At 33.9% G+C, this 24,408-nt stretch carries 20 protein-coding genes; all 20 read left to right on the top strand.

Annotated features, from left to right (window positions below):
- The first annotated feature begins 5 nt into the window (after positions 1 to 5).
- The 20 genes from ABEB23_RS07045 (at position 6) to ABEB23_RS06950 (ending at position 24,400) form a co-directional block, all read left to right on the top strand.
- The gene (locus ABEB23_RS07045) at positions 6 to 1,352 is read left to right on the top strand and encodes a 3-oxoacid CoA-transferase (RefSeq protein ID WP_348811802.1); all 1,347 of its coding nucleotides are present in this window, start codon (positions 6 to 8) and stop codon (positions 1,350 to 1,352) included.
- 6 nt (positions 1,353 to 1,358) lie between these two features.
- Positions 1,359 to 2,576 carry a 3-oxoadipyl-CoA thiolase gene (gene pcaF, locus ABEB23_RS07040; RefSeq protein WP_348811801.1) on the top strand — a complete coding sequence of 406 codons (1,218 nt, stop codon included), beginning with the start codon at positions 1,359 to 1,361 and terminating at the stop codon, positions 2,574 to 2,576.
- Between the two features lie 717 nt (positions 2,577 to 3,293).
- Positions 3,294 to 4,517: an oligosaccharide flippase family protein gene (locus ABEB23_RS07035; RefSeq protein WP_348811799.1), complete on the top strand. Its 1,224-nt coding sequence runs from the start codon at positions 3,294 to 3,296 to the stop codon at positions 4,515 to 4,517.
- 10 nt (positions 4,518 to 4,527) lie between these two features.
- Positions 4,528 to 5,463, top strand: a complete 936-nt coding sequence (locus ABEB23_RS07030) for a glycosyltransferase family 2 protein (protein ID WP_348811798.1) — start codon at positions 4,528 to 4,530, stop codon at positions 5,461 to 5,463.
- Between the two features lie 30 nt (positions 5,464 to 5,493).
- Positions 5,494 to 6,531, top strand: coding sequence for an ATP-grasp domain-containing protein (locus ABEB23_RS07025; protein WP_348811797.1), 1,038 nt, complete (start codon positions 5,494 to 5,496; stop codon positions 6,529 to 6,531).
- A gap of 47 nt (positions 6,532 to 6,578) precedes the next feature.
- Complete coding sequence (locus ABEB23_RS07020; protein WP_348811796.1) at positions 6,579 to 7,598, top strand: ATP-grasp domain-containing protein; 1,020 nt, start codon at positions 6,579 to 6,581, stop codon at positions 7,596 to 7,598.
- 3 nt (positions 7,599 to 7,601) lie between these two features.
- Positions 7,602 to 8,750: an O-antigen ligase family protein gene (locus ABEB23_RS07015; RefSeq protein ID WP_348811795.1), complete on the top strand. Its 1,149-nt coding sequence runs from the start codon at positions 7,602 to 7,604 to the stop codon at positions 8,748 to 8,750.
- Positions 8,751 to 8,812: 62 nt separating this feature from the next.
- Entirely contained in the window at positions 8,813 to 9,910 is a 1,098-nt protein-coding gene (locus ABEB23_RS07010; RefSeq protein ID WP_348811794.1) for a glycosyltransferase family 4 protein, read from the top strand.
- A 7-nt stretch (positions 9,911 to 9,917) separates the two neighbouring features.
- Positions 9,918 to 10,469, top strand: coding sequence for an acyltransferase (locus ABEB23_RS07005; protein ID WP_348811793.1), 552 nt, complete (start codon positions 9,918 to 9,920; stop codon positions 10,467 to 10,469).
- Positions 10,466 to 11,563, top strand: a complete 1,098-nt coding sequence (locus ABEB23_RS07000; RefSeq protein WP_348811792.1) for a glycosyltransferase family 4 protein — start codon at positions 10,466 to 10,468, stop codon at positions 11,561 to 11,563. The genes ABEB23_RS07005 and ABEB23_RS07000 overlap by 4 nt, the downstream gene beginning before the upstream one ends.
- A gap of 4 nt (positions 11,564 to 11,567) precedes the next feature.
- The gene (locus ABEB23_RS06995) at positions 11,568 to 12,596 is read left to right on the top strand and encodes a polysaccharide biosynthesis protein (protein ID WP_348811791.1); all 1,029 of its coding nucleotides are present in this window, start codon (positions 11,568 to 11,570) and stop codon (positions 12,594 to 12,596) included.
- Between the two features lie 20 nt (positions 12,597 to 12,616).
- Entirely contained in the window at positions 12,617 to 13,033 is a 417-nt protein-coding gene (locus ABEB23_RS06990; RefSeq protein ID WP_348811790.1) for a WxcM-like domain-containing protein, read from the top strand.
- Positions 13,034 to 13,094: 61 nt separating this feature from the next.
- Positions 13,095 to 14,213, top strand: a complete 1,119-nt coding sequence (locus ABEB23_RS06985) for a polysaccharide biosynthesis C-terminal domain-containing protein (RefSeq protein WP_348811789.1) — start codon at positions 13,095 to 13,097, stop codon at positions 14,211 to 14,213.
- Positions 14,214 to 14,244: 31 nt separating this feature from the next.
- Positions 14,245 to 15,381 carry a non-hydrolyzing UDP-N-acetylglucosamine 2-epimerase gene (gene wecB / locus ABEB23_RS06980; RefSeq protein ID WP_348811788.1) on the top strand — a complete coding sequence of 379 codons (1,137 nt, stop codon included), beginning with the start codon at positions 14,245 to 14,247 and terminating at the stop codon, positions 15,379 to 15,381.
- 17 nt (positions 15,382 to 15,398) lie between these two features.
- Positions 15,399 to 16,619 (top strand): glycosyltransferase family 4 protein, encoded by a 1,221-nt coding sequence (locus tag ABEB23_RS06975; RefSeq protein WP_348811787.1) that lies wholly within the window; start codon positions 15,399 to 15,401, stop codon positions 16,617 to 16,619.
- Entirely contained in the window at positions 16,600 to 17,205 is a 606-nt protein-coding gene (locus tag ABEB23_RS06970) for a sugar transferase (RefSeq protein WP_348811786.1), read from the top strand. Before ABEB23_RS06975 ends, ABEB23_RS06970 begins: the two co-directional genes overlap by 20 nt.
- Before the next feature lie 941 nt (positions 17,206 to 18,146).
- The gene (locus ABEB23_RS06965) at positions 18,147 to 19,256 is read left to right on the top strand and encodes a GNAT family N-acetyltransferase (RefSeq protein WP_348811785.1); all 1,110 of its coding nucleotides are present in this window, start codon (positions 18,147 to 18,149) and stop codon (positions 19,254 to 19,256) included.
- Between the two features lie 834 nt (positions 19,257 to 20,090).
- The gene (locus ABEB23_RS06960) at positions 20,091 to 21,230 is read left to right on the top strand and encodes a DegT/DnrJ/EryC1/StrS family aminotransferase (RefSeq protein WP_348811784.1); all 1,140 of its coding nucleotides are present in this window, start codon (positions 20,091 to 20,093) and stop codon (positions 21,228 to 21,230) included.
- A 242-nt stretch (positions 21,231 to 21,472) separates the two neighbouring features.
- Positions 21,473 to 23,473 (top strand): polysaccharide biosynthesis protein, encoded by a 2,001-nt coding sequence (locus ABEB23_RS06955; protein WP_348811783.1) that lies wholly within the window; start codon positions 21,473 to 21,475, stop codon positions 23,471 to 23,473.
- A gap of 132 nt (positions 23,474 to 23,605) precedes the next feature.
- A complete protein-coding gene (locus tag ABEB23_RS06950; protein ID WP_348811782.1) occupies positions 23,606 to 24,400 on the top strand; it encodes a polysaccharide biosynthesis/export family protein in 795 nt (264 codons plus the stop codon).
- Positions 24,401 to 24,408: the final 8 nt, after the last annotated feature.

Genomic DNA, 24,408 nt, shown 5'->3' with positions numbered 1-24,408 from the left:
TAGAAATGAAACAAGTCCCTATAATAGATTTACATACAGCTGCCAAAATGGTAAAAGACGGTGATACATTGTTGCAAGGCGGTTTTGGAATGACTGGAAATCCTGTTCATCTGATGCATGCGCTGGCTGAAATTGGCACCAAAAACTTAACTTTTATTGGTAATAATACTGGTGAGGCTGGTCTTGGAGGAGGCCGTTTATTAAGGAACGGTCAGCTCAAAAAAATGATTGGTTCTTTTTTTACTTCTAATCCTGATGCAGTAAAAGCAGCGCAAACAGGACAAGTAGAGTATGAATTGTTACCGCAAGGAACCCTGGCTGAAGCGATTCGGGCAGGTGGTGCAGGAATTGGAGGTTTTTATACCCCAACTTCTGCCGGAACTTTGATTGCCGAGGGGAGAGAGACTAAAATTATCGATGGAGAAGAGCAAGTTTTTATAAAAGGAATTCGTGGAAACGTAGCCTTCATTAGAGCTTGGAGAGCTGATACGGCTGGAAATTTGCAATACCGAATGACCGAAAACAATTTCAATAAAGCCATGGCTACGGCTGCTGATTTGGTTATTGCCGAAGTAGAAGAAATTGTTCCAGTGGGTGAAATTGCCCCTGAATTTGTTCATACTCAAGGTTGTTTTGTGGATTATTTGGTTGAAGCCAAAATTACGCTGGAAGATTTAGGAAGCTCCGCCTCAGTATCGACTTCTAAAAAGGTAGATGAAAGCCGAATGAATATGGCCAAGCGTGCTTTGGCAGAATTAAAAAAAGGAGATGTAGTGAATTTAGGAATCGGAATTCCAACCTTGGTTGCCGATTTAATAAACGAAGAACACGGTATTATCCTGCATACCGAAAACGGAATGTTAGGTGTTGGTCCAGTTCCTACAGATGGTGGCGGTGCAATGGATTATCCTGTAAATGCGGGTAAAATTCCGGTTACAGCACTCAATGGGAGCAGTTATTTTGATAGCGCCGATTCCTTTGCCATGATTCGTGGAGGACATGTTGATACAGCCATTATGGGAGGATTGGAAGTGGATGAGTTTGCTAATTTGGCAAATTGGGCGGTTCCAGGAAAACCTTTATTGGGAGTAGGGGGCGCTATGGATTTGGCTAAAGGCGCCAAACGATTAATCATCACCATGACACATTCTAATCCCGATGGTTCCTCGAAGATGGTACCCAAATGTGTTTTGCCATTGACGGCCTCTAATGTGGTCGATTTGGTTATTACAGACTTAGCTGTTTTTTCTTTTGATGGAGGTATATTAACATTAATCGAAATTATGCCTGGTAGTTCTTTAGAAGAAGTACGAGAAAAAACAAGTGCAAAATTTATTGAAAAATTAAATTAGAAAATCATGAATCAATCCTATATCATAGATGCTATTCGAACGCCAATAGGGAGTTTTGGAGGAAGTTTATCTACTGTAAGAGCTGATGATTTGGCGGCATTAATCATCAAAGAGTTGGTCAAAAGAAACCCGAATATTCCTGTGGAAAAGATTGATGAGGTGATTTTGGGGAATCATAATCAGGCAGGCGAAGACAATCGAAATGTAGCTCGTATGGCTACTTTATTGGCAGGATTGCCTTATACGGTTCCAGCTCAGACTGTCAATCGTCTTTGCGCTTCTGGTATGTCGGCTATTATTGATGCATCACGCAGCATTCAAGTGGGTGATGCCGATATTATGATTGCCGGAGGAATGGAACACATGACCAGGAGTCCCTGGGTTATCTCAAAGACTTCAAAACCTTTTGGAAATGATGCCAAGATGTTTGATTCCAGCTTTGGATGGCGATTTGTAAATCCAAAAATGGAAGCGATGTATGGCACGGATGCGATGGGAATTACGGCAGAGAATCTAGTCGAAATGTATCACATAAGTCGTGAAGACCAAGATTTATTTGCTTATAATTCGCAACAAAAAGCTTTTGCAGCACAACAAAGTGGGCGTTTTGATGAAGAAATCATAGCGGTAGAGCTAGGCGATAATAAAGGAGCTTTGACTTCATTTTCTAAAGATGAATTTATAAAAGGAAATACTTCTCTCGAAAAACTGGCGACATTAAGAGCGGCTTTCAAGAAAGATTCAGGCAGCGTAACCGCAGGGAATGCATCGGGACTTAATGATGGTTCGGCAGCCATGTTTTTAGCTTCTGAAAAAGCCATTAAACAATACAGTCTGACTCCAATGGCCAGAATTGTTGCTTCGGCAGTAGTAGGAGTGGAGCCAAGAATTATGGGGATTGGTCCGGTAGGTGCGACTCAAAAAGCACTTCAAAAGGCCGGATTAACATTAGAGGATATCGATATTATAGAATTGAATGAGGCTTTTGCTGCCCAAGCATTGGCCTGTACAAGAGCTTTAGGATTGGCAGATAATGATGCAAGAGTGAATCCAAACGGGGGTGCAATTGCATTGGGACATCCACTGGGTATGTCAGGAACCCGTTTGATACAAACGGCCGCTATTGAACTTCAAAAGCAAAATAAAAGATTTGCCTTATGTACAATGTGCATTGGTGTTGGAATGGGCTATGCTGTCATTATTGAGAATGCGAATGTAGGATAGTTGTAAATACTGTCTAACTAATATTAAAAAAATAGATGCGAATCTATTATATTCACCTCTTTTGAGCTGTCTTTTCAACACAAATTCTCCGTGTTTAAAAGACAGCTTTTTTATTTTTTGTATGAATTTTTCAAAAGATATTTCTTGACTAAACAACTTCGAAGGATAAGTCAACGTATTGTACTTCTTCTTCAAATGGAGAATGATCAATTTAAGAAGCACAATTGTTTTTAACTTGTGTTTTTTTTAAATTTAATCTCCTAAGCTAGTGTGATTTAATAAAAAAATTTGTAATTTCACTATGTGGGGGTTACGATATATTTAGTAAAATTTTAGCTATGAAATAAGTCACTTTACACATTGTTTCAATAGCTTTTTTTCTCTCTCGCTTTCTCTCTCTGTATTCTTGTTTTTGATGATTTAAGTTGTAATTAGGTTTACTTTAAAATATCGTTTTCAACTCATTTTGTGAGTGTGAAGCGCGAAGCCGTACCTTTCTTTAAGGTTTTTTCTGAAAAATATAGTTTAAAAATAATGAAAAGATGGATAGATATTCGGAAGTAAGGGAGCATTTTTTTATGGCTTTTTGAAGTTTAGTTGTTAATCAGGTGGTTGAGATACTGTTTTTATGGAGATTTTGTTATTCGAAACAAAAGGGCATAGAAATTTGTAATATAATATCAAGAAAAATACGATTAAAAAGTTTCAGAAAAAAGAATGAATAAAGACGCTAAAAGGTTATTGGAGAATTTTATTTCCATCTATTCGATACAGATAGTTGGAATGATTTTACCTTTAATTACTTTGCCTTATGTCATAAAAACACTTGGATTTGATAAGTATGGCTTGATTATTTTGGCATCTTCCTTAATTGCCTATTTTCAGTCTATAACTGACTTTAGTTTTAGAATAACTGCCACACGGGATGTTGCCGTTTTTAGGGATAGCCCAAAAAAGCTCAATTTAATTTACAGTAAAGTGCTTACGGTGAAAGCAATTTTTTTATTGGTTTCTTTCTCTCTTCTGACAATAATTATTTTAGTTTACCCTCCATTTTATAAAGAGCGACTGGTGTTTTTTTTGACAATGCCCATGTTGCTGGGATACACATTATTTCCTGAATGGTATTTTCAAGGAATTGAAAAAATGAGGTACATTACAATATTGAATTTTTCCCTGAAAATCTTCTTTACTGTATGTGTTTTTATATTTATCAAAAATAAAACCGATTATTGGATTTATCCTTTGTTGCAAAGTGCCGGTTCTGTGGGTGTTGGGATTATTGCACAGTACATTTTAATAAAAAAACACAAATTAGAATTTATTTGGCTACCGTTAAAAATAATTAAAAGGACAATTGTATCCAACTTTCCTATTTTCTTAACACAATTTCTTCCAACATTATATAATAATACCACAACGTTTTTATTAGGTGTTTTAACAACAAATAATCTGTTAGGAATCTACAGCGCGATTTACACAGTTGTTGATATAAGTATTACATTATTGCATACCATATCACTTGTTTTCTTTCCTTTTTTAAACAGAAAAAAAGAAGCCTTTCAGAAATATAAAAAACTAATTTTTTCTTTAAGTTTTATATTGGTTTTTGGTTGCATACTCTTTCATCCTTTAGTGTTTTGGTTTTTGAATATTACCTATAAAGATGCTTTGGTTGTTTTATGCATCTTATCTTTTGGGATTCTGGGTATAGGAATGAACGATATATTTGGAACGAATTACTTTATAATCAAAAGAGATGACAAGTTAGTCATGTATAACACCATCATTGCATCCATTATGGGGTTAATTTTTTCATTCCCTTTAGTTTATTTTTTTGGAATTATTGGAGCCGCATTAAATCTTACTTTTTCACGTCTCATGATGGGCGGTCGATTATATTATAAATACTTATCTATCAAAAAAGGAATCATTACTTAAACGCTATGGTATGGAGAATTTTAGATTTTCAGTTTGGACAGCCACTTTCAATAGAGCCACTTTTTTAGTAAGACTGTATGAAAGTTTAAAAAAGCAGACATTTAAAGATTTTGAATGGATTATTGTTGATGATGGATCTACTGATAATACCAAAGAGATTGTTGATGGATTTATAGCAGAAAACAGCATAAAGTCCATCCGTTATTTAAAAAAAAATCATGGTGGCAAACATACTGCCTGGCGTGCTGTAATAAATGAGTTTCAATCAAAGTATGTTGTTACTATTGACAGTGATGATCAATTAAGTGAAAACGCTCTTGAGATATTTGACAGGCATTGGACTGAGCTGGAGAAATCGGAAGAATATGAGTCTTTTTGGGAAATTAAGGGCAGGGTTCAAGGTTCTGGGGGATTGATGATTGGAAAGCCACTCCCGACAAAAGTTTTTGACTCTACCTATGATGAGTTAACGTATAAACACAAATATACGTGGGAAATGCATGCATGCCGAAAAACGACTGTACTTCAAAACGAAGGAAAAGTTCCAGAGAATTTTTTGTTTGATTCGTTGTGCAGTAACTTTTCTGAAAGTATCCGATGGTCAAGGGCGGGCCAGAAATATAAATCCAGATTTATAGATGAAATAGTCAGAACCTATTTTTTTGATGCAGGAGATACACTGTCAAAATCTAATAATAAAACGAGATCAATAAAAAATACGTACAACAATTTGGTTGATGCAAAATATACGATTGAAGAACGAAAAAAATGGATGTTGAAGTGGGATAAAAAAGCCTATGTCTTTAGTTTAGCAACACTTCTATATACATCTTTTTGTTTGTCGAAAAACCCATTTTCAATTCTGGACAAAGCATCCGTTTCTGAGAATTTACTTTTGGGAGTTTTGTATATCCCCATTTTGACGATTTATAAAATAAGAAAATAAGCTGAGTTTAAATTAATAAAACAGTAGGAGATGAAAATTGCAATACACCATACCGAAGATACTTTTTCAGAACGTTGGATAGAATATTGCCAACAAAACAACATAGATTATAAATTAGTTAATTGTTATGAAAATGACATCATTAAACAAATAGAGGATTGTGATGCATTAATGTGGAATCATCATCAATCGGAATATAAAGATGTGCTTTTTGCAAAGCAACTATTATTTTCAGTTGAATTTTCAGGTAAAAAAGTTTTCCCGGATTTTAATACCAACTGGCATTTTGATGATAAAATAGGTCAGAAATATTTATTGGAAATTCTGGAAATACCCTTTATACCATCTTATGTTTTTTATACTAAAAAAGAAGCGATGGATTGGATTAAATCAGCAAGCTTTCCTAAAGTTTTTAAATTAAGAGGCGGGGCTGGTTCCAATCACGTCAAATTGGCCCGAACAAAAAATGATGCGATTAGGTTTACCAAAAAAGCCTTTGGTCGCGGATTCTCACAATTTGACAGATGGGGGTATCTGCAGGATAAAATATTGAAAGTAAAAGGAGGTCAGGAAACTTGGGTTGGAATTTTGAAAGGCATTGGCAGATTGTTTATTCCTACTGAGTTTGCAAAGATGCATGGCAGGGAAAAGGGCTATGTTTATTTCCAGGATTTTATTCCGAATAACAACTATGATACACGTGTGGTCGTGGTAGGGGATAAAGCGTTTGGTTTTAAACGAATGACTCGGAAGAATGATTTTCGGGCATCGGGAAGTCAAAATTACCATTTCGAGAAAAAAGGAATTGACGAGAGATGTGTTCAAATTGCTTTTGAGGTAAATAAGAAATTGAATTCCCAAAGTACCTATTATGATTTTGTTTTTGATGCCGCAAACAATCCTTTAATTATAGAAATAAGTTATACCTCTCTTGTTCATCCATATGATAATTGTCCGGGATATTGGGATGACAGTGTTAATTTTCATGAAGGGGAATTTAATCCGCAATACTGGCACATGGAAAACATAATTTCAACTATAAAAAAAGAGGAAAAAGTAATAGTTTGAGAAATTTATAATGTTTTGACGAAGGGAATGACTAAATGCATTAAAAGATGAAAATTGCAATACACTTTACCGAAGATAATTTTTCAGAACGTTGGATAGAATATTGCCAGCAAAATGACATAAACTATAAATTAGTTAATTGTTATGATACCAATATTATACATGATTTAGAGGACTGTGACGCCTTAATGTGGCATCATCATCACAGAGAATATAAAGATGTGTTGTTTGCCAAACAACTAATGTATTCGGTTGAATTTGCAGGTAAAAAAGTTTTTCCAAATTTCAATACAGCTTGGCATTTTGATGATAAAATTGGCCAGAAATACTTGTTCGAAGCCATGGGAGTTCCTTTTGTTCCAACCTATGTTTTTTACACCAAAAAAGAAGCAATCGACTGGATCGAATCCACAACTTTCCCTAAGGTCTTTAAGTTGAGATCTGGAGCAGGGGCAAGTAACGTTAATTTGGCCCGAACAAAAAAAGAAGCCATTTCTTTTACTCATAAAGCCTTTAGTCGTGGTTTCTCCCAATTTGACAGAATGGGTTATCTTAAGGATAAAATTATGAAAGTGAGGGCAGGTAAAGAACCTTTAATTGGTATTTTGAAAGGGATTGGCAGGTTGTTTATCCCTACGGAGTTTGCAAAGATGCATGGCAGGGAAAAAGGCTATGTTTATTTTCAGGATTTTATTCCCAATAACACTTTTGATATTCGTGTAGTAGTTGTAGGAGATAAAGCATTTGGCAATAAAAGAATAAACAGGAAGGATGATTTTAGGGCTTCGGGAAGCAGGAACTATCGATTCGAAAGAAGTGAAATTGACGAGAGATGTGTCCAGATTGCATTTGAAGTAAATAAAAAGCTGAATTCACAAAGTACGTATTACGATTTTGTTTTTGATGAAGCGAACAACCCTGTAATATTAGAGATCAGTTATTGTTCCGTTGTGCATAAATACGATAAATGTCCGGGATATTGGGATGAAAATCTCAATTTTTATGAAGGGAAATTTAATCCGCAATATTGGCATATTGAAAATTTAATTTCGACTATAAAACAATAGTTTATGAGTGATAGCCGCATTACTCGTGATTTGCTTTTTGGCCTTTTTGCAGTATATTATCTGCAAGGGACTTTTTATGCGCAAGGGTCTGTTATTTCTCAGGTTAGTCTAATGTTAATAATTGTAATTTCAAGTATTTATTTTATAAAGACTTTAATTGTCGAAGAAAGAAGACCTCTTTTTTATAATGTTTGGTCTTTATTAGTAGTACTCAATATTTTCGGATATATTTTCACAGCGGATTTTGATAATGAATACCATGTTAATATGTTTAAAGGGGTATTGTTATGCATGCTTCCTTTTTATCCTTTTTATCATTTTGCTCGAACAGAAGAATTAAAAGCGTATCATCTTCTTCGATTTTTTGCGATTATGGTTCCTATCATAATTGTCCTGTTTTACGCCAATCAAAGTAATATTTTACTGGAAAACGACCCTGAAGTCACTAATGTGGTTAACAATGTTTCTTTTTCTTTTGTCAGGTTGCTGCCTTTTGTGTTTTTGATTAAAAAAAATAAAATTATCTCCATTGTTTTGCTAATGGTTTTTTTGTTTTTCATTATCCAGGGAGCAAAACGAGGGGCGATGATTGTGGGAGTTCTGGCTATGCTATTATATTTTTTATTTCAAATATTGAATTTAGAAAGAGAAAGACGTGTCCAAGGGGTTTTAATTGCGGTTATCAGTCTTCTTTTTATAGGATTCTTTGCCTACAAAATGTATTTGGAAAACGAATTTTTAATAAGAAGAATGAATTCTATAGCGGAAGGTAATTCAAGCGGAAGGGACGAGATTTTTAATAAGATCCTTGACTCATGGTACAATGAGGAAAGTTTTAAGGTCTTTTTACTTGGATTTGGATTCGCAGGCTCTGTACAGCTGGCAGGCAATTATGCGCATAATGATTGGCTGGAATTGTTGTCTAACTTCGGCATATTAGGGGTTACAGTTTATTTGGTACTTTTTTATGCGGTAGCCAAACAATTATTGGATAGAAATTGGAAGATAGATAAGAAAATGTTGTTGTTTTCAATTAGTTTGATGTGGTTGACAACGACTATGTTTTCGATGTGGTATTCTGCCGGGCAGGGATTTTCGCAAGCAATTTTATTAGCGTATCTCATAGGGAGTAAAAAGGAATCATTGGTGTAACTGTTTTTTAGTAGAAAATTCTGTGATTGATTAATTTACTGTTGCAATTAAAAAAAGATAAGATGAAAATACTTTGCGTCATAGATAGTCTCGGTTCCGGTGGTGCGCAGCGCCAAATGGTGAATCTGGCCAGAGGATTCAAAGAAAAAGGAAATGAGGTTTCGTTTCTGACCTATCATCCAGATGATTTTTATGGTAAACTTCTGGACCAAGTTACTATTCCCGTCAAAACGATTACCGAAACAAATCATTTTAAACGCCTTTTTAAAATGCGAAACTACATCAGGTCCGGAAAATATGATGTGGTGTTATCCTTTTTGGAAGGGCCTAGTTTTATATGTGAAATGGCTGCTTTTCCTTCAAGAAATTGGAAACTGTTGGTTGGTGAAAGAAATGCAGATCCCAACATATTTAAATCGCGTAAACTTACGGCATACCGTTGGTTCCACGTAGTAGCAGATTATGTGGTATCCAATTCCCATGAAAATATTAAGATGGTGAAAAAAATTAACCCTTTGCTGTCTGATAATAAATGCAAGGTGATATATAACATGGTTGATTTTGAAAAATGGAAGCCTTCAGAAAACTTTGAATACAGAAGTAAAGATAAATTTTCATTAATTGTAGTTGCGAATCATCAGGAATCAAAAAATGCAAAGGGACTGGTTAACGCATTGCATTTACTTCCTCAAAAATATAAAGACCAAATTACAGTACATTGGTTTGGAAGAAGAGATTCATTTGAATTAGAATTAGCTTATTCTGAGGCTGAAAGTCTGGTGAAAGAGTTTGAATTAGAAGATATTATCTCTTTTTTTGATCCCAATCTTTCGATTCACGAAATAGTTCCCGATTATGATGCTTTGGGACTTTTTAGTTTTCATGAAGGATTATCGAATTCGGTTTGTGAAGGGATGGCAAGTGGTAAGCCCATAATATCAACAGATGTATCTGATATTAAATTAATTATTGAAAATGGTTTTAATGGATTTGTGGTGGATAGCTGTCAGCCAGAATCAATTAAAAATGCTTTAATTAAACTCCTGGATTGTTCTAAAGAAGACTTAGTAAAAATGGGAAAGAATGCAGGAGTCACGGCCAATAAATTATTTAATAAAGAGACTGTAGTTTCGGCCTATATTGATTTAATGCTTAAATAAGATTGGTATGTCATCTGTAAAAATTTACGACAATTTCCGCAATTCAGTAGCAGTATTAAATTTTGTTTTATTGCAATTTTATTTTTTTAGGAAGGCCTCATTTACTTTTCCGTCATTAACCTTTAATTACTTCCCTTTTTCAATACATAAAGGAGGTTCATTAGAGATTGGTCGAAGAGCAATTATAAATAAGCAAACAGAAATTTTAAGTAAAGGGGTTTTAAAAATCGGCAATAATTTCACCTTAAATAAATTTTCCAGAGTTGTGGCTCATGAGAATATTAATATTGGTGATAATGTTACCATAGCACAATTTGTTGCCATTTTGGATCATGATCATAAATATACAATGGTTGATGGAAATATGCTCTTGGAAGGATATCTCACAAAACCAATAACAATAGGAAATAATGTTTGGATTGGAGATAAAGTAACTATTTGTAAAGGAGTCACTATTGGTAATAATGTCATCATTGGAGCCAATAGTGTCGTAACAAAAGATATAGAAAGTGATAGTATAGCGGTAGGAAGCCCATGTGTTAAAATTAAACAGATATGAGGAAGATTATTTATATAGCACCTTTTGTTAAAAACCGTTATAAAGGCGGTATCATGCGAATTGCAGAGTATTTGAAAGAGGACGATGCTGGTATTCAATTTGAAAATAATAAAATTGAAATGGAATTTTTTAATTCAACTGTTCTGGACCAAAAAAAGAATTCCGAAGGCAAATGGACCGTAGAGAATATAAAACAAGCATTATATCTTTTATATACCCTTTCAAAAAGAGTCCTTAATAAAGATTTTGATGCGGTTCATATCAATTCTTCTGCTAAAGTCCCTTTGTTAAAAGATCAGATCATTTTCTTTTTAGTCAGTAAGCTGGCATCAAAAAAATATATTTTTCAGATTCATTTCAGTGGTGTAGAGGAAACGTTCTTATCAGTAGGTTTTTTAAGATCGCTTCAATTTTGGTTTCTTAAAAGATTAGATACAATTGTATTATTATCAGAAAGCTTCAAAAATGAATTAGTAATTGCTGGAATTCCGGAACGCAAGATTACTGTCCTGTATAATTTTCACACTGTAAAAAATGACTTAAAAAACAATACTTTAAGTTCAGGTCGTGAGCTGCAATTATTGTTTGTGGGAAGCATCAATCAAAGGAAAGGGTTCAATGATTTATTGGAAGCCTTACGACTCTTAACTATTGATTATAGCTTAAATGTTCTTGGTGATTTTTCATCTGATGAGATGAAAGAATTTTGCAATAATTTTATTAAAGAGAATCAATTAAAAGTAAACTTTCATGGGTACTTATCGGGACAAAATAAGTTTGATGTTATTGCTAAATCAGACCTATTACTGTTGCCATCTTATGCTGAGGGATTTCCAATGGTGATACCGGAAGCCATGGCTTTGGGATGTGCCGTTATTTCTACTAATATAGCCGGTATTCCTGAAATAGTTCAAAATGAGTTCAATGGATATTTAATAAACCCTGGGCAGATAGATGAATTAGCTAAAAAGATCACATATCTAGATAGCAATAGAGAAGTGCTTAAAGTATTCAGGGAAAATAGCTTAAGTCTGTCGTCACAATATAATTTGGAAAATTATATTGAAAAGATTTGTACAATTTATAACAATTGAAAAAATGGAAAATAAAACGCTCCTTATTACAGGTGGTACAGGCTCTTTCGGGAATGCTGTATTAAACCGTTTTTTGCATACAGATCATTTTAGCGAAATTCGTATTTTTTCCCGCGATGAAAAAAAGCAGGACGACATGCGTAACCAATTAAAGAACGACAAACTGAAGTTTTATATTGGCGATGTTCGTGATTATAACAGTATAGAACGTGCCATGCATGGTGTTGATTATGTATTTCATGCCGCCGCTTTAAAACAAGTGCCATCTTGTGAATTTTTTCCATTGGAAGCCACCAAGACCAATGTGTTCGGGACACAAAATGTTATTGATGCAGCTACTGCAAATAAAATACAAAAAATGATTTGCCTAAGTACAGATAAAGCCGCCTATCCCATCAATGCTATGGGGATTTCGAAAGCCCTGATGGAAAAAGTAGCCATTGCTGCTTCAAGAAATACAAAGGACACTACCGTTTGCCTTACACGTTATGGAAACGTGATGGGGTCAAGAGGATCGGTGATTCCGTTATTTTTAAAACAAATAAAAAATGGAGAACCCATCACAATCACGGACCCAAATATGACCCGTTTCTTAATGTCTTTGGAAGAAGCTGTAGAATTGGTTTTATTTGCTTTTCAACAAGGAAATTCAGGAGATTTGTTTGTAAATAAAGCACCTGCAGGAACCATAGGCGATTTGGCACAGGCATTAAAAGAAATTTGTCATGCGGATAATGAAATAAAAATTATTGGAACCCGTCACGGAGAGAAATTATACGAAACCCTATGCACACGGGAAGAAATGGTAAAAGCAGAAGACATGGGCGATTTTTTTAGGGTTCCAGCCGATAACCGTGATCTGAATTATGCAAAGTATTTTTCGAAAGGAAAAAAAGATGTTTCTGTAATTGAAGATTATCATTCTCACAATGCAGAGCAACAAGGAGTAGAAGGAATGAAGCGTTTGTTGTTACAATTACCACTGATACGAAAAGAAGTATTTGGTGAAGATGTAGCGCAAATGCCAGGGTAAAAACATAAAATAGAAATACAATGATTCCAGAAATAATTACAGGAAGTATTCATTCTGACGAGAGAGGTACTTTGTCTTACAATAATGATTTTGATGCTTCGATTATTAAGCGTGTGTATAGTATCGAAAATATAAACACCAATTATATACGTGCTTGGCAAGGGCATAAAATTGAACAACGATGGTTTTCGGCTATCAATGGATCGTTTAAGATTCAGTTGATTAAAATTGACAATTGGGAAAAACCATCAAAGGACTGCCAGTCTTTTACTTTTATAATAAGTGCCGGAAAACTGGATGTGCTTCATATTCCTGGAGGATATGTGAGCAGTATTCAGTCACTTGAGCCTAATTCGAAATTGTTGGTAATGGCGAATTATTTGTTGGGTGAAACCAAGGATGAATACCGTTATGAGGCAGATTATTTCGGAAATTAAAAATTAGAAATTGAAATTGTATAGAAGTTAATTTTTTATATTTCTAAAAAGAAAAAGATACATGTTAAGAATTGGAATAACGGGACAAGGAGGTTTTGTGGGGACACACCTCTATAATACATTAGGATTGTATCCTGAGGAGTTTATTCGGATTGATTTTCAAAGAAGTTTCTTTGGAAATGAAACACTTTTGGACACTTTTGTTTCTCAATGTGATGTGATTGTACATTTGGCAGCTTTGAACCGTCACAATAATCCCGAAGTAATTTATGGAACCAATTTAGGGTTGGTAAATACTTTGATCGCTTCATTAGAACGAACAGACAGTACAGCACATGTGATACTGTCATCATCTTCTCAGGAAGAAAGGGATAATATGTATGGCAAGTCTAAAAAGGAGGGAAGAGAACTTTTGGCGCAATGGGCTAATAAAGCCAACGCTACCTTTAGCGGTATGGTTATTCCAAATGTGTTTGGTCCTTTTGGTCAGCCTCATTATAATTCGGTTATTGCCACTTTTTCACATCAAATTGCCAGAGGAGAAACGCCACAGATTCAGGTTGACGGGGATTTAAAACTGATTTACGTTGGAGAACTGATAAGCGAAATCCTAAGTAAAATTAGAGCAAGACAAAATGAACCTATATGTATTGTTTCTCCTACGTCCGAAGCTAAGGTCTCGGAACTGTTAACTTTATTGCAGGGATTTAAAACAGGGTATCAGGAGAAAGGCGAAATACCCTCAATCAAAAACACATTTGAATTAAATTTGTTCAATACTTTTCGTTCTTACATGGATATTGCTAATCATTTCCCGGTAAAGCTCGTCCAGCACACCGACCCCAGAGGCTCTTTTGTAGAGGTGATACGATTGGGTATTGGGGGGCAAGTATCCTTTTCTACCACAGTTCCCGGCATTACTAGAGGGAATCATTATCATACCCGAAAAATTGAACGATTCGCAGTAATTAAGGGAAAAGCTTTAATTCAATTACGCCGTATAGGTACAGATGATATTTTAGATTTTTATTTGGATGGTAACGAACCAGCTTATGTTGATATGCCAATTTGGTATACGCATAATATTAGGAATATAGGTGAGGAGGTTTTGTATACCAACTTTTGGATTAATGAGTTTTATGATCCAAATGATCCGGATACGTATTTTGAAAATGTATAATAAAAAGGGAAGCTTAGATAAAAAATATAAGATGAAGGCAAAGTTAAAAGTAATGACCGTGGTGGGTACCCGTCCTGAGATTATTCGATTGTCGAGAGTGATGGCTGCTCTAGATCATTCTGAAGCGATAGAGCATATTCTCGTTCATACCGGACAAAATTATGACTATGAATTGAATCAAATTTTCTTTGAGGATTTAGGGATTCGCAAACCAGATTTTTTCTTAGATGCTGCCGGAGCAACTGCTGTTGAAACAATCGGCCAGATACTGATTAAAATTGACCCCTTATTGGAAAACGAAAAACCGGACGCCTTTTTGGTTTTAGGAGACACCAATAGTTGTTTGTGCGCTATTCCGGCTAAAAAACGGCATATTCCTATTTTTCATATGGAAGCCGGGAATCGTTGTTTTGATCAAAGAGTTCCTGAGGAAACTAATCGTAAAATTGTGGATCATATTTCGGATATTAACTTAACCTATAGTGATATTGCCCGTGAATATCTGCTGCGGGAAGGTTTGCCTGCTGATAGAATCATCAAAACAGGTTCTCCAATGTTTGAAGTTTTGAACCATTATTTACCTGAAATTAACGCTTCTGATATTCTAAATAAACTGGGGCTGGAGGAAAACAACTATTTTGTGGTTTCGGCTCATCGAGAAGAAAACATTAACAGTGAAAAAAACTTCAAGGGTTTGATGGATAGTCTGAATTTGATTGCGAAAAAATATAGATATCCAATTATTGTAAGTACACATCCGAGAACGCGTTTGATGATTGATAATAAGAAAATCGAAATGGAACCCGAAGTTCAGTTTTTGAAACCAATGGGGTTTAATGATTATAACGCATTACAAATGAAATCTTTTGCGGTCTTGTCTGATAGTGGAACCATTTCGGAAGAATCCTCTACACTAAATTTTCGGGCTTTAAATATTCGCGATGCGCACGAACGGCCCGAAGCTATGGAAGAAGCTTCTGTCATGATGGTGGGCTTGAATCCGGAAAGAATTATACAGGGATTAACCCAATTGCAATACCAGAAAAGAGGTGCCGAACGTAATTTTAGACCTGTGGCCGATTATTCAATGCCCAATGTGTCGGAGAAAATGGTTCGCATTATTTTGAGTTATACCGATTATGTGAAGCGTGTGGTTTGGAGTGAATAAAATTAAAACTAGTTTTTATGAATATTCTTTTTTTGACTTTGGATAAAATTGGATCGCTGGAGGAGCGAGGGATTTATACTGACTTGCTCCGAAAATTCAGAGAAGAAGGACATCATATTTTTGTTATGAATCCTTCGGAAAGAAGGGAAAATAAAAAGACCTCTCTTGTGAAGGGAGAGATGTTAAATATTTTGAGCGTACGCACATTGAATCTTCAAAAATCGCACATTATCGAAAAGGGGATAGGAACTTTAGCGATTGAATACCAGTTTGTAAAAGCCTTGAAAAAGTATTTTTCAAATGTAAAGTTTGATTTGGTTTTGTATTGTACTCCTCCCATTACTTTCTATAGAGTGATTCAATTTGTTAAAAAAAGAGATAATGCCTATTCCTATTTGATGTTAAAAGATATTTTTCCGCAAAATGCTGTTGATATGAGAATGCTTAAAGAGGGTGGTTTTTTACATCGAATGTTTTTAAGAAAAGAGCGCAAGTTGTATGAACTGTCCGATACAATAGGGTGTATGTCAGAGGCCAACAAGGAATATTTGATAAGGCATAATCCCGAGATACCTGTTGACAAAATAGAAGTAAATCCCAATTGTATAGAGCCGATAGTTTTTGACCAAACTGGTGAGGAAAAAATAAAAATAAAACAAAAGTATGGATTGCCTTTAGATAAGAAAGTCTTTGCTTATGGAGGGAATCTTGGAAAACCTCAAGGGATTGATTTTCTTTTAGAAACAATATCTTCAACGACCATTCCCGAAGTGTTTTTTTTAGTGGTAGGAAGTGGGACAGAGTACGGCAGGATTGTTAAATGGTTTCAGAACAAACAACCCAAAAACGCAATATTACTGGCAGGATTGCCTAAAGAAGATTTTGATATGCTTTTGAATGCTTGCGATGTGGGAATGATTTTTTTACACAAAGACTTTACGATTCCTAATTTTCCATCACGATTATTATCTTATTTAGAAATGAAACTGCCGGTGATCGCCGCCACTGATCCCAATACAGATATAGGAAGTGTAATAGAAAATAACAAATGTGGTTATTGGGTTTTATCAGGAGATGGTAGAGCTATGCAGACAGCCATCCATACCATGTGCTCTGATGAGATTGATTTCAATCAAATAAAGGAGAATTCTTGGAATTTGTTACAACGGGAATACAAAGTAGATTATTCTTACCAGCTCATAAAAAATAGATTAGAAAATGTACAAATCATTTTTTAAAAGAATACTGGATATTCTTGGGGCAATTTTTGGACTATTAGTATTAAGTCCTTTATTTATCATAGTGATGATAGGACTTTTTTTTGCCAATCAGGGCAAACCTTTTTTCTTTCAATCACGTCCCGGTAAGGATGAAAAAAGTTTCAAGATTATAAAGTTCAAAACCATGAATGACAAGAAAGATGTCTACGGGAATTTGCTTCCCGATGTACAGCGATTAACTCCAATAGGAATATTTGTTCGTAAAACATCTTTAGACGAAATTCCTCAATTGCTTAATGTTATTAAGGGTGACATGAGTCTTATTGGGCCAAGACCTTTGTTGCCCGAATATTTACCCTTGTATAACAAGGAGCAAAAACGCCGTCACGAATTGCTTCCTGGGATTACAGGTTGGGCACAAGTGAATGGCAGAAATGCAATTTCCTGGAAAAAGAAGTTTGAATATGATATCGAATATATTGACAATATAGATTTTAAATTTGATTGTAAAATTATTTTTTTGACAATAAAAAAAGTATTGAAAAGTGAGGGAGTTAATTTAAACGAACAAGTTTCAGCTGAATACTTTAATGGAAATAACTAAACGATCCATTTTTCCGTAGTAATGAAGAGTCAGTAAAATATAAAATTTGAGTCATTTATAGTAAAGATTAAATCAAAGTTTAATAGAGTAGTATCTCATAACGATAAAAAAATAACGGGGTTTTATAACTCCGTTATTTTTTTTTGCACTATTGTCAATGTAATGGTTTAAAGAAATTTGGATTAGAAAAACAAAATGCATCTGTTGAAACGGTAAAGTGATTGGTCTCAAAAATTATAAATATTTAATGGACAGAATTGCCATAATTTAGAAATCAATTTACAAATTATAAGCATAAAAAAAATATAAGTAAACCTGTCTTAAAATTTATTTTTTTACAATGTTAAGGTATTCTTAAAATAAAAATGGTCTAATGTCAAAAAATGCATTTGAACGATTATTTAGGTAGTTGATTTGAAAAAAAAAATTAAGTAATTATTTTTCTATAACTTTGATAGTAGATGTTAAATATTTGTTATTCAATGATTTATAATCAAATAAAATTGAATAATTTTAGTAGGAAAAGCTTCTTTAACCCCAAAAAAAGAAACCGCTCATACTTGATTAATTGTTACATGCATCTGGTTTTTTAGATTTTATTAATTTTAAAAAAAAATGCATTATTGACTACGAGGAAAAGGTTTTTTATCCCCAAAAAAGAAATCTTTCATCCCTGAAAAATTTAGATAAGCATCTAAATTTTAGATTTTAAATTTTAAAATTAATTCAAAGAGTATCACGTAAAAATTAGAAAGCAAAACTTTTTAAAAAGTCATGTTGTTGGAAATAATGTCCAAACAATACAAATGGCCTGTATTACCCATACTATTTTTTGGGAAGATATGGAATTGCGGTTAATAAGAATAAAATACATTCTTAAAGACAAGTATAGAAAAAATACTCCAGGAATACTATTGATTTTAACCAGAAATAATTAGACAATGATAATCTCAAAAATATATCATTCCAGCCCGCTTATAGGTTTAAAAAAACGAAAATACATTCAGAAAGCATTTGATCCCATTTCTATAAATAAATTTTCCGTTATAGAAGTTAATGACTCCAGCTGGTCAGCTATTGTAAAAAGAAGTAAGCAATTTGATTTTTATCATACACAAGAGTATCATTTATTAGAAAATGAAAATCGCCCGGTTTTGCTTGTTGCTTTTTTTAATAATGATTTTATAGCATTACCTTTAATCATTAGGGCAATTCCGGATACAAATTTGTTCGATTGTACTTCTGTTTATGGTTATTGCGGACTTATCAGCAGTACTGAAATCAGTACTATACCCTCAGAAAAAATCAATTATTTTAAAGAGCAGCTTTTGATTTTTTTTGAAAATAATGGAATTGTTTCCGTTTTTTCGAGATTACATCCTTTAATTGCACTGGATAGTTTTTTTAATGATTTTGGCTTAGTTAAATATATAAATAAAACGGTGGCTATTGATTTACGTCTTTCACCAGAGCAGCAACGTACACAATATAGAAAATCATGTAAATCTGAATTGAATCAATTACGAAGAAATGGGTATGAGGTGACAAATGCTAAAACGAAAGAAGATATTGATGCCTTTGTTGCCATTTATTGGGAAACCATGAAACGGGTGGGAGCTGATGAAAAATATTTTTTCAGCCATAATTATTTTTATACTTTTCTGAAAAATGAAGGATTTAAGTCCAGATTATTATTAGCTAAAAAAGACGGAGAAATCGTTGCTGGAGCGATTATTACAATTACAAATAAAATCATGCAATACCATTTGGCAGCAACTGCTGAAGCTCATCTAAATGAAAGGGCCATGAGATTGATTATAGATGAAGCCAGACTATTGGGAAATGAGTTGGGATTAGATTTTTTTCACATAGGTGGCGGTGTTGGCGGGAGTGATGATGATTCTTTATTTTATTTTAAATCTGGTTTTTCAGATTATAGATGTGAGTATAAAATTTGGCAAATGATTATCGATCCAGAAAAATATAATGAGTTGACTCAAAAAGTAACTATTGATGTCAATAAGAAATTTTTCCCATTGTACAGAGCTTAATAAGAAAGGCAATAAATAGGGAGGAATTACAATCATTATTAAATGTAATAATGCTAACAAAAAAATTGTAAGAATGGAATCAATTCATAATTTGATTTTTTTTGGCAGGACATTTTTTTAAGTTGTGGCTGTAAATTTAAACAGATAGGAACTTTTTTTTTAATAGCATTTTACCTCCAAATTTTTTTATTTTTCAAATGTTAATGTATTCTAAAAAAAAAAGACTTAATCTCAAAAAAATGCATTTGAACGATTATTTAGGTTATTGATTAGAAAAAGAAATTAATGTTATTTTTTTTATTTAACTTTGAGTACAGGTGTTAAATAATTGTTATTCAGTTATTTATGTTTGATAAAAATGAAATAATAATTTAATAGGAAAAGATCCTTTAATCCCCGAAAGGCAAAACTTTTTATCCTGAAGAAATTTTAAAAACATCTAATTTTAAGATTTTTAATAGTTATAAACAGTAAAAATCGTTTTGTTGGCTAGAAGGAAAAGATTCTTTAACCCCAAAAAAAGAAATCTTTCATTCCTGAAAAATTTAGAAACAGATCTAAATTTTAGATTTATAATTTTAGTACTAATTCAAATAGTGTTAATTTAAAATTATTAAGTTAAATCGTATTTAAGTAATTTTTTGAAACTCAAGTTTTTTGAAATTTGAGGTAGGGTAAAATCCCTTCTTTTATGAAAGTGGTCTGTATTACCAAATAGAATTTTTGGCGAGATATGGGAATGAGATTAATAGGAATGAAATATTCTTAAAAATTCAGTTATAGAAAAAAAATACTCTTGTAGTTTTCTTGTTTTAAATCAGAAATAAGTCGAAAATGATACACTCAAAAATATATCTCTCCAGTCCTCATATGGGAGGACATGAGCAAAAATACATCCAGGAAGCCTTTGATACAAACTGGGTGGCACCTTTGGGACCTAATGTCACTGGATTTGAGCAAGATATTGAAAATTATATTGGAGAAAATTCTTTTGTTGGAGCTTTAAGTTCGGGAACAGCGGCCATTCATTTAGGTTTAATCTTATTGGGAGTGAAAGCTGGGGACGAGGTACTTTGTCAAAGCATGACTTTTTCAGCTTCAGCCAATCCTATTCTGTACCAAGGTGCATTACCGATTTTTGTAGATAGTGAAATTGGTACCTGGAATATGTGTCCTATTGCGTTAGAAAAAGCCATTGTAGACAGAATGGCAAAAAACAAGAAGCCCAAAGCCATCATTACAGTCGAATTATATGGGATGCCTTATAATGTTGAAGGAGTTCATGCTGTAGCCGAAAAATATCAAATACCTATATTAGAAGACAGTTCAGAGGCATTAGGAAGTACCTATAAAGGGCAAAAATGCGGTACTTTCGGAACTATCAGTTCTTTATCCTTTAATGGGAATAAAATTATTACCACATCCTGTGGTGGTGCTATTGTTACTAAAACCAAAGAACTAAGGGACAAAGCAGTTTTTTTTGCCACGCAATCCAGAGATGTTGCGCCTTATTATCAACACAGCGAAATAGGCTATAATTACCGAATGAGTAATATTTGTGCAGGGATTGGTCGGGGTCAAATGGAAGTATTGGACAGTCATGTGGAACTAAGACGACATAGAAACGCATGGTATCAGGACTTTTTCAAATCGATTCCCGGTGTGACTGTTTTTAAAGAGCCAAGTAAGGATTATTTTTCTAACCATTGGTTGACCGCTATTGTAATCGATCCTAAAATAGTGGGAAAAACAAACGAAGACCTTCGATTGGCATTAGATGCCGTAAATATTGAAAGCCGACCGTTATGGAAACCAATGCATTTACAGCCTATTTTTGCAAATAATCCGTATTACGGAACTGATGTGGCCGAAAAATTATACTCCGATGGATTGTGTTTACCATCAGGTTCTAATTTAATCGAAGAAGACGATGAAAGAATCGCAGAAGCATTGCATCTTTTTTTTGATGTTTAAATGAATGTTTTTTAAAAAAGAATGTCACATTTGAATAGTAAAAAAGCTTGTCATTTTTGTAATCCAATAAATAGAACTCTTTAGAAGTTGATGGTTTACATAAAGAATTTAGGGAGATTTTATGAATTTATAGAAAAAGTAAGTGAATTGTTCACCGTTTCCTTACTTTTTCATATAACTTAAAAAGAATTAATCTTCACCCCACTGGTTAATTCTTCGGTAATCAATAATTTGTTTTGAAAATGGATTCAGAATTAAATATTAAATCGCCATTAAATCAGTTTTTTAGCGGAGCTCGAATTGATTTTAATATCAGAAAGCTTAATTATTTACCGAGGTGGATTATTCTTTCGATTGATATACTGCTAGTTTTCTTTTCAGGGATTCTAAGTTGTTTATTATTGAAGGAGGTTGGGGTTGATTTTGTTCCCAATAAATATTTTGAAACTCTTGTATTCATTTATTTTGCGGTCACAATTTTCTTTTTTTGGCAGTTTCGTACCTATTCGGGAATCATTAGGCATTCTACTTTTATCGATGAGATAAAATTGCTTGTGGCACAATCCTCTACTTTTGTAATTATGTTTTTGCTCAATACAGGTTTTGAGATTTGGCAAGGGGAAAAACTATTTTTAAATGCCCAATTGTTTATATGTGTTTTATTGACTTTTTGTAGTTTGATGTTGTACCGCATTGTTGTAAAGCTGGTATTTAAACATTATTTGATTGAAAAAGCAAAACACAAATTAATTCCTGTTTTTATATATGGGGCAGATTCAAATGCTGTGGCTGTGGCCAATGCCTTAAATTCAGAAAGTCCACGTCGTTTTCGATTGATTGGTTTTGTTGATAAGTACAATGAAAATAAGTGTAAAAAGGTAATGAGTTTGCCGGTATTTGATAATCTTAGAGCAGTACCCGCACTGATGCGTTCGCGAGGTGGTGAAATATTGATTATTGCGGATAATGACTTAAATGGTGAGGCGATGTCAATAATAAGAGAGGATTGCTTGCAATACAATTTCAAAGTGTATTCGGTTCCGTCGATATTAAATTGGGAAAATCAGGATGAGATCTTCAAGAAAGTCAGGAATTTCCAGATTATGGATTTACTGGAGGGAAATTCGATTGCAATTGATACGAATTCAATATCAGGACAGTTGAAAGGGAAAACGGTTCTCATAACCGGTGCCGCGGGATCCATAGGTCACGAATTAGTATGGCAGGTGCTTGCATTTGCTCCAGAAAAAATTATTATGGTCGATCAGGCGGAAACACCTTTGCATAATTTGATTTTAGAAGTTGAAAAGGCTGTTACAAGAACACAAATTCAAGGCGTTATTGCTGACATCCGAAATCATAAAAGAATGGAAACCGTGTTTCAACTGTATAAACCCGATGTGGTTTATCACGCAGCTGCTTATAACCATGTTCCTCTGATGGAAGAGAACCCTGCTCAGGCGGTACTTACAAATGTGCTGGGAACCAGAAATGTAGCGGATTTAGCATTGCGTCATCAAGTGGAATTGTTTGTGATGATTTCTACTGATAATGCGGTGAATCCGATTAATGTAATGGAGGCCAGTAAACGAATTGCAGAAAAGTACATTCAGTCTTTGTTTTATCAGTCACAAAGTGAAGGAAAAAAAGGATCTAAATTTATAACAACCCGTTTCGGAAAAATGTTGAGTACTAAAGGCTTTATTATTTCTTTGTTTTCCAAACAAATAGCTAATGGAGGTCCTGTAAAAATTACCGATCCTGAAATTATTCGTTATTTAATGAGTATACCTGAAGCATGTCAGTTAATTCTTGAAGCAGGTGCCATGGGTAATGGAGGAGAGATTTTTGTATTTGATATGGGTAAGCCGGTAAAAATTATTGATTTGGCCAGAAAAATGATCAAGTTGGCAGGATTTATTCCGGATGAAGAAATAAAAATCGAGATTGTAGATTCAAAACCAGGAGAGAAATTATATAAAGAATTAATCCATGGTACTTCAAAAACTTTGCCTACACGCCATAATAAAATTATGATGGCTGAGAATATAGAAGAGGGGTTTGAAACCTTACATTTTGATATTGAAGAGCTTATCAGTATCGCTAATTCATTTGATAATGAATTAATTCTTTCAAAGATGGAAGAAATAGTGCCGGAATTCAGAAGAAAGAACTTCAGTTTTGAGACATTGGATAATAACCGGTTGACTCGTCTGCATAAAAAAAGAGTTCGAATTTATTAGTGTTTTTTTTTAGACAATAGCGGAACCGAATTAATTGGATTAATTCGTGATTTCGGATTTGTATTTGAAGCTAATTTATATCATAATTAAAAGTTAAATGCTTATATTTATGCATCTTAAAAATAAAATCATATGAAATATTTTTTATTGACAAAGAAATTAATCCCATTATTGTTTGTGATTCTGTTATTCTCTTGTGCTTCCAGACAGGATATAGTGTACTACCAGAATATCGATGGTTTGAAGTCTAATGAGAATACCAATTCATATGAAGTTAAAATACAGCCTGACGATTTGTTACTGATTATTGTTTCTGCCGAAGATCCTGAAATTGCAGTCCCTTTTAATTTGAGAACGGTTTCAGTCGAAAACACCGCCAGACCCAATATAGTGACTGGACAGGAAACAAATCAAACCTATTTAGTGGATAGCAATGGAATGATTGATTTTCCTGTTTTAGGAAGCATGAAAGTCGGTGGTCTAACAAGAACTGAAGTGCTTAAAATGCTAAAAACCAAAATAGCAGTTTATATCAAAGATCCAATCATCAACATTCGTATAACGAATTTTAAAGTTTCTGTTCAAGGAGAAGTCGTCTTGCCAGGGACTTACAATGTTGTTTCCGAAAGAATTACCTTAATGGAAGCGTTAGCGATGGCGCACGATTTGACTATTTATGGTAAAAGGAATAATATTTTAGTCATAAGGGAAATAGACGGTGTGAAATCGTCTACCAGAGTTGATATTACTCAGGCAAATTTTATTAACTCGCCTTTTTATTATTTGGCACAAAATGATATAATCTATGTTGAACCCAATAAAAGTAAAATAAATGGGGCGGCAGTTGGACCAAATACAAGTGTCTTGATTTCAATTACTTCTTTATTGATCACCTTAGTCACGCTGATTGTTACTTCGGGAAATTAAAATAGTAT

The sequence above is a fragment of the Flavobacterium maritimum genome (assembly GCF_040049085.1).
Lineage (GTDB): Bacteria > Bacteroidota > Bacteroidia > Flavobacteriales > Flavobacteriaceae > Flavobacterium > Flavobacterium maritimum.
Note: the sequence above shows the minus strand (reverse complement) of the source record. Positions and strands in the feature narration are given on the sequence as shown.